Here is a 17,336-nt window from a genome sequence, read left to right on the forward strand (position 1 = left end):
TCACATCAAGACTTGGCGGATTCTTCATACGGGGTTTAGGCGGCCGTTGGGGTTGTATGGGCGGGTGTTTGCGGTGGTGCGGGGGTTGGTGTTTTTGGCTGCGGGTGGGACTTTTGAATAAGCCTCTTAAAGAAGATTTCAGCCAGCGTAGGCTGTGGGTTTCTTGCCGTTGGGATTTTATCTGGAGGTAGCTCAGGAGCAAACGCAACACAGGCGGATTCTGACGTACGAGATTCTATTGCTGCCCACTTTGCTAATTCCAGGAGCTTCGACTCTGAGGTTTCATCGCAAAAACCTGATGTGGCGAGTGGTGCAACGGCCGCAGGTCTATTTGCTCCTAGTAGCATCGAAAATATAAAAATCCAAGAAGGCGTAGCTTCTCCGCATGTAATTAAAACATGTCGTGTGAATACTGGTGCTGTATCCTGTTCAATTTCTGAACAGGCGACATTAACTGCAACTATCAGTGGTGAAGTGAGTGTTGGTATCAAAGATATTAATGCAGCATTAGGCACATCTTATTCTGAGTCTATTACACAGCAGTGGCAATGTGAAGGTAAACCAACTGGAAATACTCAGCTTGAAATGCATCCATCTGGTGTTTTTATCCAGTTTGAATATGTAAACAGAATTATGGGAGTCGAAACTAGTAGAAATCCTGGTTCAGCATTTATTCCAACTGGTATAGATTGCCAAATCGCAAATTTGAGGGATGCCTAATTTTCTCTAGAGCTCAAAAACTGAATTTGCCAATTTCCAGACTCTTTCTCTGATTCTATCGTGGCTTTTATCCCTCCAGATAGTGCGATCGTTTGAATTCCGGGAACTTCATGAATTGATCCATCACAGAGAATTGTTTCTCGAAAATCTGAATCTATAGAAACTATCATATCTCCCCCTTCAGTGCATGCTATATATGCGCTGAAGGGGCCTTTTCCTGATGCATCAGAGGCAATTAAAGAGCTTTTTACATTATCAAGGGGGAAACTGCTGTAGAAGGTTCTTGTGTAAGCTCCATTGTCCTCAATTGGTGAGAAAACCTCTAAATTTTTTTCAGCAGAACTGGAACTTTCTTGGTTGGGTGCTGATGAGAACGTGCATCCTGCGAGAAATAGAGATGCTGTGAGTGGCAGGAGTCGAAAGATTTTCATGATGTATTTCATCCTGTTAATTATTTTTACTTTCATATTCCTGGACGTAGCGCCCAGCGGTGCTTTTAGAAATCCCTAATTCTTCAGCAATAGCGCGTACAGACAACCCCTTGGCCCGAAGTTCTGAAACTTCCTGGCGTCTTTTGTTGGCTCGGGCTATAAAATCTTCTCTAGGCTCAGCAATCATTGTTCGTACAGTTCGTTCACTAATGCCAAATTTTTTAGATAGCTCTCGAGCTGTTTTATTCCTTCTCCTCTGTATCTGCGCTGACATTAAAGTTCCTTAAGAATTTCTTGGATTAGTATTTCACGTCTTGAAGAACGTTTTTGTGCAGATTTTTTGCCTAGCGTAGAGCCCCAGCGTTTGCGGTTAGCCTCCGTCTGCTCAGGAGTAATCCGCGTCCACACCCACGAAGCAATCGACTGAGCAATCTGAGCAACCTCACCCTCACTCATCGGGCCACGAGAAAACTCATCAGCAATCACCGAAGCATTCTTCATCGAGGCGAAGGCGTACACCGTCTCTGACCACTCCGTGAAGTCCGTGTAGCGTAAACGTGCCCTGTAGGCCCACTGGCGGGTGAGGTTGAAGAGGGCGACATTCCTGCCCACCGTGGAGTCTAAGACAGTCTGGGCGTTCCTGTGAGGCGCTGGGAGGGCTCCTACGTCCCCAAGAGCCTTAGCAAGGTCTTTGAGCCCGTAGAGGGCTTCTGAGGCCCCCCAGAGGGGCATGTGGGCGGTGTGGGTGGGGTTTTTGGTGATTCTCCCGCCGTAGCCGATATCCCCGCCTAGAACGTCTGTGAGTCCTTGCTCAACGCGTGCCAGCAGGTTAACCGGGGCGCGGTGCCCTGCATCGGTCAGACAGACAGGGGCTTTGAGGGCATAGACGATGTGCCCGCTACGGGTGTGGGGGTTCATGGCTACCCAGGAGGGCTGTGGGAGGCCTGCTAGGTCTGCGATGAAGTCAGCGTCTGCCCCGTCATGGTCAGTGACGATGAGGGACTGCATGGCGAGTGGGTTGGTTTCGATGTAGGCGTGTTCGAGAGCGCGGGCGCGTGTTTGGCGCTTGTAGCTGCCATTCTTGCGGTCAGAGCACAGGGGCTTGGCTGGTAGCCAGTGCTCGGTGAAGACGTTCTCGAAGCTCATAGCTTCCAGTCAAGCATGGTGGGGATGTCCCATGTTGCATTTACCTCGGCGTGTCCCAGGTAGGAATTTAACTTAATCAGGTAATTACCCTCCACACCCCTCACCCAAGCCCCACCCTGACCCCCGGTAGCACCTCCTGCGCCACTGAAGAAACCCGCTTCAAAGACTCCTCAACCCAGCCCAGACCCTCACCCTCAACCAGCACTAGCTCCAGCTCTTCTGCACCTGCTGCCAGTGCTACCGACCAGAACCAGGGTTGCTCTAAAAGCCTTAGGCTCACTTCCTGCAGTACGACCCGCCCTGCGGTGCTTTGAACAATGCTTCGGACAGTCTCGGCGCTTAGGTATCCGTGCTCAGTGAAAGCAAGGTCGATAACTTCCCCGGTGGGGTTCTCTTCTGCCTGATCGAACAGGGTGATTTCAATCTTCATGACGGGGTTCTTTCTCTCGTGATTTTTTCTCACCGTACCGTCCTTGGGCGCTGGTGGTCTTGAGGGCGCAGGTGAATTTTTAGGAAACAAGGGGGTGCTGTGACCCGTAAACTACCCCGTACAGAACCCCGTAAACATATCTGTACCCCTGCCCCCTTGATTTTCCGGGGCGCTTTGACCCTTCCCAGCCGACACCACACACCCTCTTCGTCCCTCATCTGGTGTGTGGTGTCGGCTGGTTGGGTTGTGCGCTAGAAAGGCCAAGGGGGCAGGGGTACACAGGTGCGGAGTTAGTTGAAGAGCGTGAAGAGAAGAAACGGCAGGGGCTGCACACGGTATATCCAGACCAAAATCAGGCAGGAGCCCAAAAGTATCTAACAGCAAACCCAAGGTACAAGGACGCTAAGAGAAGAAGCCTCAGATAAGAGCATGGGTGAAGAGAGAGTCGATAAGAGCAGCAGGTGGCCCTAGAAACCAAAAGCAGAGGCAGAGAGACAGGCACGTATGCCAAACTTCGTTTGCCCCTCTTTTGCTGTGATAAAAACGCGCGTTTCCCCAGCTTGCTTTTGCCTTAGAAAGTGCGCGGGGAAAATCTACACACCTGTGGCATTGAAGTGCACTTCCGGGGAGTTTCGCCCCGGTAATACAAAGCTCGAACACTGAAAAATCGGTCAGTCAGTTGGCCGGTTTTGTGCTCTGTTTTGTCGTCACACCTCTGAAAGCCCCTGGCGGAGCAAGCTATCTACTTAGGTAACCTAAGTGCTTGTTTCGCCAGGTCTAGCCCTCTTTCTTCGGGGCGCTGCGCTGGGCATTTGGGGTGGGGGATTGGTGGTTGGGTTGGGTGGTGCTCCGTCAGGGCTCGGCGGGGTGGTTTGGGTGTGGGTGGTGGGGGGGTGCCGCCTAGCACCCTGACGGAAGTTAGATGGAGGGCATTATTTTGATAGCAAATGTAATAAATAATCCTCAGAGCTACCTTTTTGCAAGAATTATTACTATGGAAAATGCTACAAATATGGGAAAGGCTAGTAGGATAAAGTAAATATTCCGCATACCTATGGCAAAAGAAGCCCCAAGTATTATTGACAGTAGCAAATATGATATCAAAAACTTTTTTTGTTTTTCGTTAATCATTTTATTCTAAGATTTTATGGAACTTGCTGGCAGCCCTTGGCGGCAAATTGAGGGACCGCAACCTTTAGTTTAGTTCCGTGGGGACAACCTTGTCCTATGAGGTCGATAGCTGTCATTAATCCAGTGCAGATAGCGCCTATTCCAAATCCGCCTGCAGCAGAGATAGGGGTCAGTAGCAAGAGCCCAGATAGAGCTAGGCATCCGCCTGAGCCGATTGCGTTTACCTCAGAGTTATTTAAGTATATATACGTTTGCCCACCCTCTTTTCTAGTGTCAAAAGAAGGAGTTGTGTTGCCAGGGGTGCGGGTTGTAGTTTCTTCGACATAAGTGACAGCCGTGAAAGATAAAACTTCCCCGGTTTCGTGAACAAGTATCTCATAGTTGGTTTTGGTTCCACCTGGGATGAGAGTGGTTTGCTTTGTTACAGTTCCTGACTCGTCGGAGTAAATCACCTCAGCGGCTGATGCCGAAGGTAGCGAAGATCCGATAAAGAGGATAAGGGAACCTATTAGAGTAAAAATCTTAAAAATGTTTTTCCTGAACATGATTTCCCTACTTAGTATAATTGTAAGACTTGCATCACACTTAAAATATTAAGAGTGGATTATATGTATTGTCAAGTAGAAAGATAAGAAAATAGTTCGGTGCCAGGAGGTGTTGTCTTGATTCCTGCAGCAATCTTCAGCATCGCAGCGTCGCATAGCAGAAGGAAAGCCGAAACGGTACAGGTGAGCGTGTAGGCTTAGAGCAGTTTTTAGATAAAAAAGAACCGGCAGAGTTGGCCCTCTACCGGTTCAGAAAATTCCATCGCGTCTTACTTCGAAAGGAATTCAAGCTTGTGTCTACGAGTCTAGCAGTACCCAGCAGAACCGCAACCAAAGAAGCCCGGTTCGCCGTACACATCACAGATACCCAGCGGGTCTTTCTCTGCTCAGAAACCAAGAGCGCCCCGCTGACCAAGACCCTACGGGCAGACCTGCATAAGTACGAGTTTTACCAGCCCAGCCCTGCTTTTTGCCGTGCCCTGGTTATCGATATCGACCACATTTTCGCGCCGAATTACGTCTTTGACTTGCCCCGCGAAATCTGGCCCCACGCCGTGATTTTTACAGCCCAGGGCGTACAAGCTTTCTGGCTCATTGAGGGAGTCCCACTGACCAGCAAAGCCCACCGTGCCCCTATCCGATTCGCTCAGGACACCGCCGAGCTTCTACGCCGTGCCTGTGCCGGTGACCCTGCGGTAAACGCTCTTGCCCCCTCAAAGTGCCGTAACCCGCTCTATGAGGGCGCTGAGGTCGTTTACCCGGCTGATTGCCCGCCGTATGCCCTCGAAGCCCTCTCAGGGGCGCTCAGAGCCTTTCTGAGGGCTTCTGAGGCTCCAGGGGCTGCCGAAGCCCGCCCAGTCCGTCCTGCGCCTGTCTGGGGCGAACTGAAAGCCGGTCAGCGCAATGAGACGATTTTTCAGACCATTAGGCGCACCGCCTACCGTGGCGGGGACTTTGAAGCCCAAGCCTATGAGCTGAACGAGCTATGCAATCCGCCGTTACCCTTGTCTGAGGTCGCTGGAATCGTCAGGAGTGTTGAGAAATTCATGCGCGAGAAGTACACCCCGAAAACAGGCACGCAGAGTTGTGAGCCTATGCCTGAGCAGTTGCGCGAGTTCATGGCTGAGATTGGGCGTAAGGGCGGGAGCCGAAAGACCGAAGCCCAGACCCAGGCACTAGCGCGCGGACGAGTTGCCGGAAACGCTGTAAAGAGCGCTCGGGCTATCGGCCGTAGGGCGCAGATTCAGGCACTCAAAGAGGCCGGGTACAAGCAACGAGAGGTTGCCGAAAAAATGGGAGTTAGTTTGCGAACCGTCAAGGGGGCTTGGAACTAAAACAAAAAGGTGCAATTCCTGGAGCTTAATCAGGGTATTACCGTTCCTGGCCCCTCAAAGCACCCCCACCACAGCCCCCGGCAGTACCTCCTGAGCCACCAAAGAAACTCGCTTCAAAGACTCCTCAACCCAGCCCAGACCCTCACCCTCAACCAGCACTAGCTCCAGCTCTTCTGCACCTGCTGCCAGTGCTACCGACCAGAACCAGGGTTGCTCTAAAAGCCCTAGGCTCACCTCTTGCAGCACTACCCGCCCCGCGGTGCTTTGAACAATGCTTCGGACAGTCTCGGCGCTTAGGTATCCGTGCTCAGTGAAAGCAAGGTCGATAACTTCCCCGGTGGGGTTCTCTTCTGCCTGATCGAACAGGGTGATTTCAATCTTCATGACGGGGTTCTTTCTCTCGTGATTTTTTCTCACCGTACCGTCCTTGGGCGCTGGTGGTCTTGAGGGCGCAGGTGAATTTTTAGGAAACAAGGGGGTGCTGTGACCCGTAAACTACCCCGTACAGAACCCCGTAAACATATCTGTACCCCTGCCCCCTTGATTTTCCGGGGCGCTTTGACCCTTCCCAGCCGACACCACACACCCTCTTCGTCCCTCATCTGGTGTGTGGTGTCGGCTGGTTGGGTTGTGCGCTAGAAAGGCCAAGGGGGCAGGGGTACACAGGTGCGGAGTTAGTTGAAGAGCGTGAAGAGAAGAAACGGCAGGGGCTGCACACGGTATATCCAGACCAAAATCAGGCAGGAGCCCAAAAGTATCTAACAGCAAACCCAAGGTACAAGGACGCTAAGAGAAGAAGCCTCAGATAAGAGCATGGGTGAAGAGAGAGTCGATAAGAGCAGCAGGTGGCCCTAGAAACCAAAAGCAGAGGCAGAGAGACAGGCACGTATGCCAAACTTCGTTTGCCCCTCTTTTGCTGTGATAAAAACGCGCGTTTCCCCAGCTTGCTTTTGCCTTAGAAAGTGCGCGGGGAAAATCTACACACCTGTGGCATTGAAGTGCACTTCCGGGGAGTTTCGCCCCGGTAATACAAAGCTCGAACACTGAAAAATCGGTCAGTCAGTTGGCCGGTTTTGTGCTCTGTTTTGTCGTCACACCTCTGAAAGCCCCTGGCGGAGCAAGCTATACATTTACGTTACGTAAATGGCTTTTGCCTGGTGAATCCCGAAGTTTTCGGGGCGCTGCGCTGGGCATTGGGGTTGGTGGTTGGGTTGTGTGGTGCTCCGTCAGGGCTCGGCGGGGTGGTTTGGGTGCCGGTTGGGTGATGCTGCCGCCTAGCACCCTGACGGTAGGGGTGTTACGTAGATTTTTTGAGGGCGCGCTGACTAGGGGGCTTAGTGGGTTTGTTATCGAATCGTAATATAGTAAGTTGACTTACTTAAAGTATGTGTGATTGGGTGGATGTAACGCCAATCACCAGGGTGAAGATGCTCTGGGACGAAAGGAAGAACGATGACTCTCTTAGAGGCTTATTCAAAAGTAGACACGCACCCCACACCCACCAACTAGACAACGGCCCCACCCGCGGCAAAAATATGAGCGTTAAATCTCTACAAATAACCTCAAGCCATACCGGACAAGACCGTTGCTACACCAGCGTACAACCGGCCTCACAGCCACGCAATTCGCCACACTACACACAGCCCTCACCCATCACCTCACCTGGTCAAAACCAGGCGGAAGACCACCAGCGCTAACCCTCACCCAAGCCCTCAAAATCACCCTGCTCTACCACCGCCACAACCTCACCGAAGAACTCCTCGCAGAACTTTTTACTGTCTCTCAATCGACAGTCTCACGAGCTATCAACACCATCGAAAAGGCCCTGGAGAAGATTCTCACTCCGCTGACTCAGCCTTTGAAAGAAAGCCTCAAAGCACCCGGGTCCTTAGTAGTTGACGGGACTCTGATACCCACGTGGAATTGGCGTTCACTTGGTAAAACAAATTTCTCTGGAAAGCACAAACGAGCCGGATTCAACCACCAAGTCATTTGCACCTTGGATGGAAAGTTGCTGGCTATCACAGACCCGGTGCCCGGGGCCAGGCATGATGCTTACGCCTTCAAACATCATGGCTTGGAAAGATATCTTGATGAGAGCACTGTGGCTGATAAGGGCTATATCGGGTTGGGGTTGGCTACCCCGGCCAGGCGCAAGCCGGGTCAACGGCTGAGTCGGGAGCAGAGGCGGAATAATCGGGTGCTGAATCGGCTGCGGTCGGTGGTGGAGCGGGTTATCGCTCACATCAAGACTTGGCGGATTCTTCATACGGGGTTTAGGCGGCCGTTGGGGTTGTATGGGCGGGTGTTTGCGGTGGTGCGGGGGTTGGTGTTTTTGGCTGCGGGTGGGACTTTTGAATAAGCCTCATTAATACACCAAAATCATCGGCTGTGGTTTGCAAATTGGATATAGATTTCTTAATTGCCTCAGCAACATCAATTTCTCGAGGGCGACCGCGCTTACGCCCTCCAAATGGCTCAATTTGATTAAACAAAGAAGAAAGAATATTAGATTGTTTATTAACTCGTTGAAAATGATCAATAGCAGAGGATATCTCTTGTAAATCTTTCAGTTTACTACTTTTTAGTTTGTTTTCTCCAAATCGAGATGATTGATTAATAAAAGTCACAGCCGTTCTACCGTCGTGTATAACCCTATCTACTAATGAACCAAGGGTAGCTAAACGCGAATACCTAGATATCACTTGCTGAACTTCAGCGACCCCTGCTTCAATATCTTTATTTTTTTTGTCAATTAAGCTTATTAATTTTATATCATGCGGATAATTTTTTGCAAAGGTACCACGCACTTCACTTAAATCAAACTTTTTAAATAATCCCCCTTTCTCTTTTTCACTTTTTACGGTATTATTTCGCCTATATTTAAAACGTCGTTGCTCAAGTTCATTTAATGCAATAAGCAAAATTCTTTGCAAATCGTCATACGCGCCTGATGAAATAAGACCTTCCCTATTTGACTGATCCTTTAGTCCAGGATTCAAATCAGCACTAATCATGACTCTTCCAATAATCTGATTATTCGAAAGTCGCATCGAGGGATTTTGAACTCTTCTCAGGTCAAGCCCCAACCAGTCGTCGCCAGGCTCCCCGAATGGAAGAACTCTAAAACCATCTCGATAAATACTAACTCCAGCTAAATCATTCAGCGCATCACGGAATCCCTTTAAGTCATTCACTTTAGGAGAAACTCTTCCAGGATTAGAGATTCTCAAATTTTCTTCAATTGAAACTTTATCTCTGTCCCAGACATTTATTTCAAAGCTAAAGGGTCCCACCTCAGGGCTTCTATGCGAAAACTCTGAAATAAAAGGTTCTTTAATCAACTCCGATTCATTAGTCTGCTGATTGAAATAATTTATTTCGCTCCGCCCGTCCGAACCAACAAATCCCTTGATTTTATAGTTAGGTATTTGAAAATCGTTTGAAAAACCAATTTCTCCAGAAAATTTTTCAAAATTTGAATTATTATCATCGACTAGCAATAGTATCTTAAAATCTTCCTCGACAGTTTCTGAGAATAAATTTGAAGATTCTGCGTTAGGTCTAATCAGCCTAGATAGAGCTGTCCTCAGTTCAATAAAATCCTTGTCAGTCCACGTATGATTAAGCTCGTCAATCTTTATCAGAGTGCCATGAGAGGGATTATTCAGCCCTATCTCGCTTGCATGCATATTTAATTCTGTATTATATAAACCATTAAATATCTTAGGGCTATTTGATTCCCATGAAATTTCAATCTCATCAAGATACGCATTGTCTCTATCAAATTGGGACCAATCAATTGACAAGTTGATTTCGTCCTCCAAGCTACTGCGAGTTATCAATGTAAGCTGATTACCAAGTCTTGCTGCAGCTAATCGCCCTATGCCTTTTTCGCCTAGTACACGCCGTCCTTTTTCACTTTTGGAATGTTTTCGTTTAGTGTCGGTTGCGATATCCAGCCATGAATTTTGGATTGAATCTACATTCATGCCATGACCATTATCCCAGACTTCGATGCTTCCTTTTCCTTGAGATAATGGGCCTTTGAATCTAATAACTACAGTAGAAGCATCAGCGTCATAAGAGTTTTTCACTAATTCAATAACTGCGACTTTATCGCTGCTGATGAGCTCGCTACCAAGAGTCTTCAATAAGCGTGCTCGCGGCCTTAAGGATTGGTTGCCAGACATAGGTGATAGTTTTCTGCTTTCCATATAACTTCCTTCGAATTTATTTAAATATTTTTTACTAAGGATTTTGATTCGCTCAAACTAATTGCTAATATCGCACACATTCGTAGTGAAGATTTACTATCGAGAGATACTAACTGAGCCAGGGCTAACTTAATATCAGTATTCAGCCCATTGTTACCATCAAAAATGTTACCTAGGACTGAAACAATATCTTTTACGTGACTATTTATAATTAACTCATCATTGCCAGAAAGGAGCGATATAAATTTTTTCTTTGCGGGGCTCAAGCTCTCAATCATCAATTCTATTGCTTCCTCTTTTCCAAATTCTCGCAATGCCATTCGCAATTTTTTTATAGACGCTACTCTTGAAGCGCTTAAGTTGCTGGTATTAATATGACTTATAGAAGATATTGATAAGTCTCTACACCCTTTGAGAGGTTCCATTATTTCTCTTGCTGCTTCTTCTTTCATGCGATTAACTTCGAGAAGAGTAGCAATTAAGGAATTTTCTACGGTCATATATGGACCCGGAAAAAGCCACCAATACGAATCACGTTTTACTTGGGCCCATGAGTCCAGCTTAGATCGAATCATTCTCACATCAAAAATTTTATTTTCACAACTACTTTTTAGATGAATTTCAGTAGCAATTTCATAACCGAGGATTGGAGGTACTGCATTACCAATCTGACGAAAAGCATCACTTCGTGTTCCAGAAAACCGAAAGCTATCAGGGAAAGTTTGGATTCTAGCTGCTTCCCTTACGGTTAGGGTCCTATGTTCAGATGGGTGAATATACCAATATCCATCTTTTGCTATGTGAGCGGTAATAGTTCTACTCACATCATCCCATGGTAGACGTTTATATTTATCATTAAAAGTATCTGAGCGGTATCTGCGCAGTCGCTCAGGAAGGTCTGAGTAAAGAGTTTTAGAAGTCATTAGCTTGAATGCTTCTCTATCATCTTCTCTAACTGGTCTTGTCATGTGATCATATATTGTATTTGATGCCCCATTACTACTTAGTAATCGAGCCAAATCGCTTATAGGCTCATTCGCATGTGGGAGTTCTCTGGCCCCAGTAGTATCATGCAAAAGTGGTAAGTCTGAAATTGCGTCCCGAACAGTGACTTTACTATGTCTTTCTTTAGGCCAGGTTGGAGAAATTCCATCATTCCTGGCTTGAAGAATAAATCTTCTTCTATGCTGAGGGACACCATATTTCCATGCATCAATTAATCTATAATCTACACAATATTCGTTCTCTTCCAGCAAGCTAGCAATTTTTCTCACTACTTTGAGGTCATCACCAAGTGCCATATCTGGAACATTTTCCATTATTACAGCACGAGGTTTTATTGCCAGAACAACATCAATAAATGATTGCCACAAATCTTTTCTGGAGTCATGTTCCCCCCATATACCTTGTTCAACTAAACTGCGAATTTTCGCTCTTCCTGCCCTGCTGAATGGCTGACAGGGGGGGCCTCCTGCTACCAAATCTATACCCAAAGGTTTAATAAAGTTTATAAGCTGAGATAGCTGCTCGGGATCTGACATATCTAACGAGTACGCCTGGCCGCGAAAGTTGGCTAAATGTGTTTTTACTGATTCTTTGTTATTGTCGACAGCTACAGCTACTGTCCATCCGGCTTTTTCTATGCCCGAACCCAAACCACCTGCACCAGAAAATAAGTCAACAGCTAGCGGCCTACCTAATTTTTTTTCTAATTTACACCACTCATTGAAATGCTCCTCTTTTGGAGCCTCAGGGTGTCTCGGCAACTTTAACGGAGTCGAGCGTTCAGTTTTAACCCTATAGCCTCCCACAGCTATTTATCCTTTCGTATTATTATAAATAAATTATAATACTAAATTATTGTTTGGCCGTTTTCAGCATTTTATCATTTGGGTACGAAGAGAGCCCCCTACCGGATTCGAACCGGTGACCCCCTGTTTACAAGACAGGTGCTCTGGCCAGCTGAGCTAAGGAGGCAAGACTTTTCAAGTGTACCCGATATTGCGGGCGGGTGCATGTTATCCGGAGCTATCTAGCTGGTAGTGGTGTAGGGGCAGGCGGGCTGTGAGGTCTTGAGTGAGTTGTTGGTCGTGGGTGGCGACGATGGCGCTGCCGCCTGCAGCGCAGTGGGCGGCGATCAAAGCTGCGACCTGTTGCAGGCCGGGGGTGTCTAGTCCGGCAGTGGGTTCGTCCAGTAGCAGGCAGGACGCCCCGGCGGCGAGCGCTTCTGCCAGCGCAAGGAGGTGCTGTTCGGTGGGGAGTAGGTCGAGGGGGTGGGTTTGCCCGGAGCCCGCGGGTAGGACGGCATCGCGCAGGGCTGTGCGGAGGGCCGGTTCTGCCCGGTTGCCGCTTCCTAGTTGCATGTCGGCATCTACAGTGGGGGCCAGAAAGTGGTGGGCTGGGGTTTGCGCGACCAGCTGGGCGAGGGCGACGCGGGCGGGGGCGTCCTGCCTGTGGGGCTGTAGCCCACCGATGGTGAGCTGCCCGGCAACTGGGGGTAGGAGCCCCGCGATGGTGCGCAGCAGGGTGGATTTTCCGGTGCCGTTGGGGCCGGTGAGGATCAGGCAGTCGCCGGGTGCTATCTCGACATTAATACCGGTAGCAACGGGGGTAGCTACCGGTTTCTTCCACCGGCGGCGGGCCGGGGTAACCGGGGATATAGCGAGGTCGCGGGCCAGGACGTCTGCCGCGGCTCGGGCGGGCAAAGGCGGCGGAGACGGCGCCCCAGCAGACGGTGAAATACTTTCCCCTAGGTTTTCGACGCTAGCGGCAAGGCTCTCTTCGTCGGTCTGGGGCCTGGCTGAGGCCCAGGCCAGATTTGCCGGGTAGCGGGAGAAAGCGTCCAGCACCCGGGCCCGCATGGCATCGTCGAGGCCGAGCAGGGGTTCGTCCAGGGCTAGGACTGGCACAGTCGCCCCGTCGAGGTTTCCGTCCACCTGCCCCAGCACCAGGTAGGCTGCCAGGGCTACCAGCTGGGTCTGCCCACCCGAAAGTTGCAGGGGGTGGGCTGCCAGTAAGTCGGTAATTCCAAGGTCAGCTGCAACAGCCTGTACAGCCCGGTGGAGCTGATCCCGGCTACCCACAATCTGCTCCACCCCCAGGGCAATTTCTTCGGCCACGGTGGGTACCAACCCCGTCATTAGGGCATGGGGGTTCGAGGGCACAAAGAGCCCGTTCCGTTCCTGGGCCCAGGCCTGTAGCCGGGCAGACTTTCCCGTCCCCCGGGCCCCAAAGACCAGCGTCCGCGTATAGGTCACAGCAGCACCCCCGTATAGGTAGCAAGCACGAGCAGGCAGGCCAGCGGTAGGAGCACCCAGCGAAGGTAGCACTGGGTGCGACTGTCGGTGTAGTCCTGCCAGAAAATTCTGGGCCCGGCCCGGTCAATCCCGCGCGTGGCCAGGGTTGCCCCTCGCACCTCGTGGTCGAGCAACAGCAGGTTGAAGAGGGCGGACGCCGTCCGCACCCCCAGCCAGGCGCGGGCACCTCGCGACCCGTCGGCCATACCTCGGGCTCGGGCGGCCCGCTGCACTAGGCGGGAGTAGTGGGCCAGCTGGGTAGGGGCGTTGAGCGAAGCGACCAGCAGGTAGATGAGTCTAGGTGGCAGTCCCCAGACGGTCAGGGCATAGCGCAGGCCAGCGGCCCCGGTGGGTAGGATCAGCAGGGCACAGGCCGACCCGAAGGCCAGAATCTGTAGGGCTAGAGCCAGGCCAGCTCGGGCGCCCTCGGCGGTCACTTCAAACACCATCCAGTGCACGGGCGCCCAGGTTGCCCATACGGTTTCTCCCCCGCGTGACACCAGCTGGATGATAAAAGCCATCACCGCAACCGGCGCCAACCCCACCAGGACCAGGCGCACCCAGGGGGCAAGCGTCCGCCCCACCCCGTGCAGGGCGATGAGCACAGCCAGCAGCCCCGCCTGCCAGATCAGTGGCAGCGGGGCAAAGGCGAGCAGGAGCCCGGCGCAGCCCAGGGTGACCCAGGTGCGGGGGTTCAGGGCGGGGGCGCTCACCGGTTAGCGGCCGAACTGACGACGGGCGCGAGCGGGCAGGCCCTTGATGATGAGCCAGACCAGGGCGAAGGCAATGGTCTTATCGAGCGGGTCAGAGAGCAGGGACTGTAGGGTAGTTGCCCCCAGCAGGGACTGGCCAGCTGCCTGCAGGGCAGCGACCACGGAGCCGGTTCCCACGCCCTGGCCGCCGCCAAAGACGAAGGCTGCGATGGGGGCACCGACGAAACCGGCCAGGATTCCGGTGATAAAACCTGCCAGTAGGGCGCCCCAGAGCTTACGGAAAAGACCAGCCCGACCAGCGCAACCGGCCAGGAAGCCGATGAGGGCAGCACCGGCGGCAAAGGGAATGGTGGTGGGGTTGATGGTCAGGCCCCAGGCCAGGTTGGTAATAATACCGGTCATAGCACCGGCGGCAGGGCCCGCCAGCACACCGATCAGGACGGTGGCAACGGAGTCGAGGTAGAGGGGGATACCCGAGAAGCCAATCAGCTGACCCACGATGATGTTGAAGGCAGCCGCAAAAGGAATGAGGGCGATAGTCGCCAGGGGCAGGCGGGTCAGGTTAGCTGCTAGCAGGAGCAGGACGCCCGCGGTATAGCCCAGCATGAGCGGCAGGGAGATAGCGGCTTGGGCATCGCTGGTGCCTTCCAGGTAGCCCGCGTAGTTGGTGGCACCGCCTGCGGTGAGGACGGCCCAGGTGTAGGTTCCTGCGATCACCAGGGCGGCGAGCAGGTTGAGCACCTTCTGGGAGGTGGTGAGCGGTGTATTGTGTTCTGGGTTTTTACCGAGGAGCCCGGTAGCTACCGAGGTCCTCTGCCCAGACGTTGAGGGCTCTGCGGTGGTGTGTAATGAGGGGGCCATGCCCACCCCTTTCTGTAGAATAATTGTTCTTTTTATTTTTTGAGGCGGTTCTAGCCAGTCCCCTTTGGGGCGTAGACAGCCCGGACGGTCTGGACCAGGTGCTCAAAAAATTCAGGGGCCCGGGCGCTGGTCAGGGCCTGGGCGTTGGGGTCTCTCCCCCAGCGTCCTAGCCAGTCAGCAACCACCTGGCCGCGGGTAAGGGTCCCGGCAAGCTCAACGTCGAGCGTCACCGGGGTGGTCTCCCCCAGCTGGGTGTGAGCCCGGCCGTCGGCGGCCAGGGCACGGTTCACAGCCAGGGCGGTGACGAAGGGGTCGTGCACGTGGGCGATGAAGCCCAGCTTGTCCCATTCGTGAAATTCCATGTAGAACTGCAGGGCGCCGTCTAAAGCGGTAAAGAGTTCTCCCCCACCGGCTAGGAGGCGCTCTCGCAGCTGCGGGGTCATGACGGCGTGCTCGGTGGTATCCAGGGGGCAGAGCAGGGGCGCGTAGGGCAGGTCCAGGTCGGCGCTGCTGTAGGCTGCCAAAACCTCGTGTAGGGCTTCGGGGTCAGAGTGCACGTTCCACTCGGTGGTGGGCATGGTGTTCCCCCGGTGGTTCAGGGCCCCACCCATGATGGTCAGGCTGGCTAGGTAACGGGGCAGCTCTGGATCCTGCTGTAGAGCCAGCGCCAGATTAGTTGAAGGCCCCAGGACGAGTCCGTGCAACTTCCCGGGGAAGCGGCGGGCTGTTTCTACCCACAGAGCGGCGCCCTCGCCGTGGGCCCTACCGGTTGGTTCCTTCTGCCCGGGGAGCAGGCCGTAACCCGTACCCAGAGGACCGTGCGTTTCTTCGGTGGTGGTGAGTAGCTGAGCTAGTGGATTCTCAGCCCCTAGAGCCCAGGATGTACCCTGCCCGCCGAGCAGGGCCAGCAAACCCCGCAGGTTGCGTCCTACCTGCTCAGTGCTCACATTGCCACCGCTGGCCACAAGACCTTCAACCGCAACCTGCGGGTGGGCAAAAGCGTAGGTGAGGGCAAGGGCATCGTCGATGCCGGGGTCGCAGTCGATGAAGAAGTGCAGGGTCATGAAATCTTTACGGTGCTAGGTAGTCGGTTACTGGTGAGGGCAGGCTGGGGTACCCAGCGCGGGGCACAGAAAAAGGGGCAGCTACCCACCTTTACCCTGCTGTGAGCACAGGTAAAGGCGTGTAGCTGCCCCTACACGTTGTGTACCAGTTTAGTACACAGCGGCCAGGCCTTCTACAGCCTGTTTACTGGGTGAACTTAGGCGTTCTTCTTAGCTTCAATCTTTGCGGTAATCCAGGCATTGAAGTCGTTGGAGTTAAAGACCTCGCCGTCAGCAAAGATGGTGGGGGTACCGCTCACACCGTTGGAGGCTGACTCCAGGGTTACAGTCTGGACGAAAGGACGCCAGGTGTTGTTAGCGACGTCGTCCTTCACATCTGCGCCGTACTTCTCAGCGATCGCAACAAGCTCTTCGTTAGAGAGGCCACCGGTGCCCTGGTAGGTAAAGATTTCCTTCTGGAAGTTCAGGAAGTCTTCGGTGGAAACCTGGTTAGCCACGGAGTAGGCCACGTTGTTAGTACGGGCCGAGTAGAAAGTGGGGCTGGAGGCATCCAGGAAGGTCAGGTTACGGACCTCAAGGGTGATATCACCGCTGGCAACGAGGGCTGCAATGGTGTCTGCATTTTCGGTTTCGAAGGCTGCGCAATGGATGCAGTTGTAGTCCTGGAAAATCGTCAGACGGACGGGCTCGCCGTTATTGTCTGCTTCTTCGGGCAGGGCTACACCCAGGGGCATCTTGGCTTCGGAGCCGTCAGCTGCGGTGTAGGTTGCTTCTGAGGTGCCCAGGTCGTTGCTGTCACGGCTGGCTTCGGTACTGGTGTTCCGCTCGATACCATCAGCGGTCAGGACGATGCCGCCGTACTGGTTAGCGGATGCGGGCACCGGGCCTGCGTCGGCAATCTGGTTGCGGTTGCCGTTGATGATGACGACTGCAACGATTGCTACGATGAGGGCGATGACGCCGAGGACGGTGAACTGAATCCAGCGAGTGGATGATTTTGAGGTTTTCTTGGCCTGCTGTGCCGCCAGCTGGCGGGCACGCTCGCGGGCGTCAGTGGAGGGATTTCCCTTAGACACAGATGTGCCTCACTTTCGTACGTGCGTTCTTGATAGGTTCAAGCCTACCGTGATTTGACGGGGATATCTGCCCTTCCACAGAAGCTCAAACTGGTTTCCCAGGAAACAATTAGTTTAGGTGAGGGGCAGTATGGAGAGCCCAGGTCTTTATGCCCGATGGAGCGTAAAAGACTGGTGATATTTTTCGATACTTAAAACAAAAAGGTCCTGGACAAACAGTCCAGGACCTTCCTGTATCCCAATCAAAAAACCGGCGGTGACCTACTCTCCCACACCGTCACCAGTGCAGTACCATCGGCGCAAAGAGCCTTAACTTCCGGGTTCGGGATGGAACCGGGTGTTTCCCTCTCGCTATAACCACCGTAAACCTAC

Annotated in this window: 16 protein-coding genes, 1 tRNA gene and 1 rRNA gene; 3 read left to right on the top strand and 15 right to left on the bottom strand. The window is 52.3% G+C overall.

Annotation, left to right across the window (positions count from 1 at the left end; genetic code table 11):
• Positions 1–300 precede the first annotated feature (300 nt).
• On the top strand, positions 301–720 hold the full coding sequence (locus L6762_RS11590) for a hypothetical protein (protein ID WP_237187430.1): 420 nt from the start codon (positions 301–303) through the stop codon (positions 718–720).
• Here L6762_RS11590 and L6762_RS11595 read toward each other — a convergent pair.
• The 5 genes from L6762_RS11595 to L6762_RS11615 form a co-directional block, all read right to left on the bottom strand.
• On the bottom strand, positions 717–1,163 hold the full coding sequence (locus L6762_RS11595; protein WP_237187431.1) for a hypothetical protein: 447 nt from the start codon (positions 1,161–1,163) through the stop codon (positions 717–719). The two genes, L6762_RS11590 and L6762_RS11595, sit on opposite strands and share 4 nt — an antisense overlap.
• Before the next feature lie 4 nt (positions 1,164–1,167).
• Positions 1,168–1,425, bottom strand: a complete 258-nt coding sequence (locus L6762_RS11600) for a helix-turn-helix domain-containing protein (RefSeq protein WP_237187432.1) — start codon at positions 1,423–1,425, stop codon at positions 1,168–1,170.
• Positions 1,425–2,297, bottom strand: coding sequence for a replication initiation protein (locus L6762_RS11605; protein WP_237187433.1), 873 nt, complete (start codon positions 2,295–2,297; stop codon positions 1,425–1,427). The genes L6762_RS11600 and L6762_RS11605 overlap by 1 nt, the downstream gene beginning before the upstream one ends.
• Positions 2,298–2,397: 100 nt before the next feature.
• The gene (locus tag L6762_RS11610) at positions 2,398–2,727 is read right to left on the bottom strand and encodes a hypothetical protein (protein ID WP_237187434.1); all 330 of its coding nucleotides are present in this window, start codon (positions 2,725–2,727) and stop codon (positions 2,398–2,400) included.
• 1,145 nt (positions 2,728–3,872) lie between these two features.
• Entirely contained in the window at positions 3,873–4,403 is a 531-nt protein-coding gene (locus tag L6762_RS11615) for a hypothetical protein (RefSeq protein WP_237187436.1), read from the bottom strand.
• A gap of 293 nt (positions 4,404–4,696) precedes the next feature.
• Between L6762_RS11615 and L6762_RS11620 the strand changes: the two genes are divergently transcribed.
• Entirely contained in the window at positions 4,697–5,737 is a 1,041-nt protein-coding gene (locus L6762_RS11620; protein ID WP_237187438.1) for a primase C-terminal domain-containing protein, read from the top strand.
• Positions 5,738–5,791: 54 nt separating this feature from the next.
• Here the strand turns inward: L6762_RS11620 and L6762_RS11625 are convergent, their stop codons facing one another.
• Positions 5,792–6,121: a hypothetical protein gene (locus tag L6762_RS11625; protein WP_237187439.1), complete on the bottom strand. Its 330-nt coding sequence runs from the start codon at positions 6,119–6,121 to the stop codon at positions 5,792–5,794.
• Positions 6,122–7,322: 1,201 nt separating this feature from the next.
• On the opposite strand from L6762_RS11625, the gene L6762_RS12100 reads away from it, so the two are divergent.
• A complete protein-coding gene (locus tag L6762_RS12100) occupies positions 7,323–8,099 on the top strand; it encodes a transposase (protein ID WP_237206267.1) in 777 nt (258 codons plus the stop codon).
• Here the strand turns inward: L6762_RS12100 and L6762_RS11630 are convergent.
• The 9 genes from L6762_RS11630 to rrf form a co-directional block, all read right to left on the bottom strand.
• Positions 8,014–9,930 carry an ATP-binding protein gene (locus L6762_RS11630; protein WP_237187440.1) on the bottom strand — a complete coding sequence of 639 codons (1,917 nt, stop codon included), beginning with the start codon at positions 9,928–9,930 and terminating at the stop codon, positions 8,014–8,016. The genes L6762_RS12100 and L6762_RS11630 overlap by 86 nt on opposite strands.
• A gap of 44 nt (positions 9,931–9,974) precedes the next feature.
• Complete coding sequence (locus tag L6762_RS11635; RefSeq protein ID WP_237187441.1) at positions 9,975–11,765, bottom strand: DNA cytosine methyltransferase; 1,791 nt, start codon at positions 11,763–11,765, stop codon at positions 9,975–9,977.
• 92 nt (positions 11,766–11,857) lie between these two features.
• Positions 11,858–11,931, bottom strand: a tRNA-Thr gene (locus tag L6762_RS11640).
• 41 nt (positions 11,932–11,972) lie between these two features.
• Positions 11,973–13,073 carry an ATP-binding cassette domain-containing protein gene (locus tag L6762_RS11645; RefSeq protein WP_237187442.1) on the bottom strand — a complete coding sequence of 367 codons (1,101 nt, stop codon included), beginning with the start codon at positions 13,071–13,073 and terminating at the stop codon, positions 11,973–11,975.
• A 134-nt stretch (positions 13,074–13,207) separates the two neighbouring features.
• Positions 13,208–13,963, bottom strand: a complete 756-nt coding sequence (locus L6762_RS11650) for an energy-coupling factor transporter transmembrane component T family protein (RefSeq protein ID WP_237187443.1) — start codon at positions 13,961–13,963, stop codon at positions 13,208–13,210.
• Positions 13,964–13,966: 3 nt separating this feature from the next.
• Positions 13,967–14,824, bottom strand: coding sequence for a hypothetical protein (locus tag L6762_RS11655; protein ID WP_237187444.1), 858 nt, complete (start codon positions 14,822–14,824; stop codon positions 13,967–13,969).
• A gap of 50 nt (positions 14,825–14,874) precedes the next feature.
• On the bottom strand, positions 14,875–15,888 hold the full coding sequence (locus tag L6762_RS11660; protein WP_237187445.1) for a nucleoside hydrolase: 1,014 nt from the start codon (positions 15,886–15,888) through the stop codon (positions 14,875–14,877).
• A gap of 197 nt (positions 15,889–16,085) precedes the next feature.
• The gene (locus L6762_RS11665; protein ID WP_237187446.1) at positions 16,086–16,964 is read right to left on the bottom strand and encodes a DsbA family protein; all 879 of its coding nucleotides are present in this window, start codon (positions 16,962–16,964) and stop codon (positions 16,086–16,088) included.
• 248 nt (positions 16,965–17,212) lie between these two features.
• A 5S ribosomal RNA gene (rrf, locus tag L6762_RS11670) occupies positions 17,213–17,329 on the bottom strand.
• Between the last annotated feature and the right edge of the window lie 7 nt (positions 17,330–17,336).

The organism is Rothia nasimurium (assembly GCF_928381705.1).
Lineage (GTDB): Bacteria > Actinomycetota > Actinomycetes > Actinomycetales > Micrococcaceae > Rothia > Rothia nasimurium_G.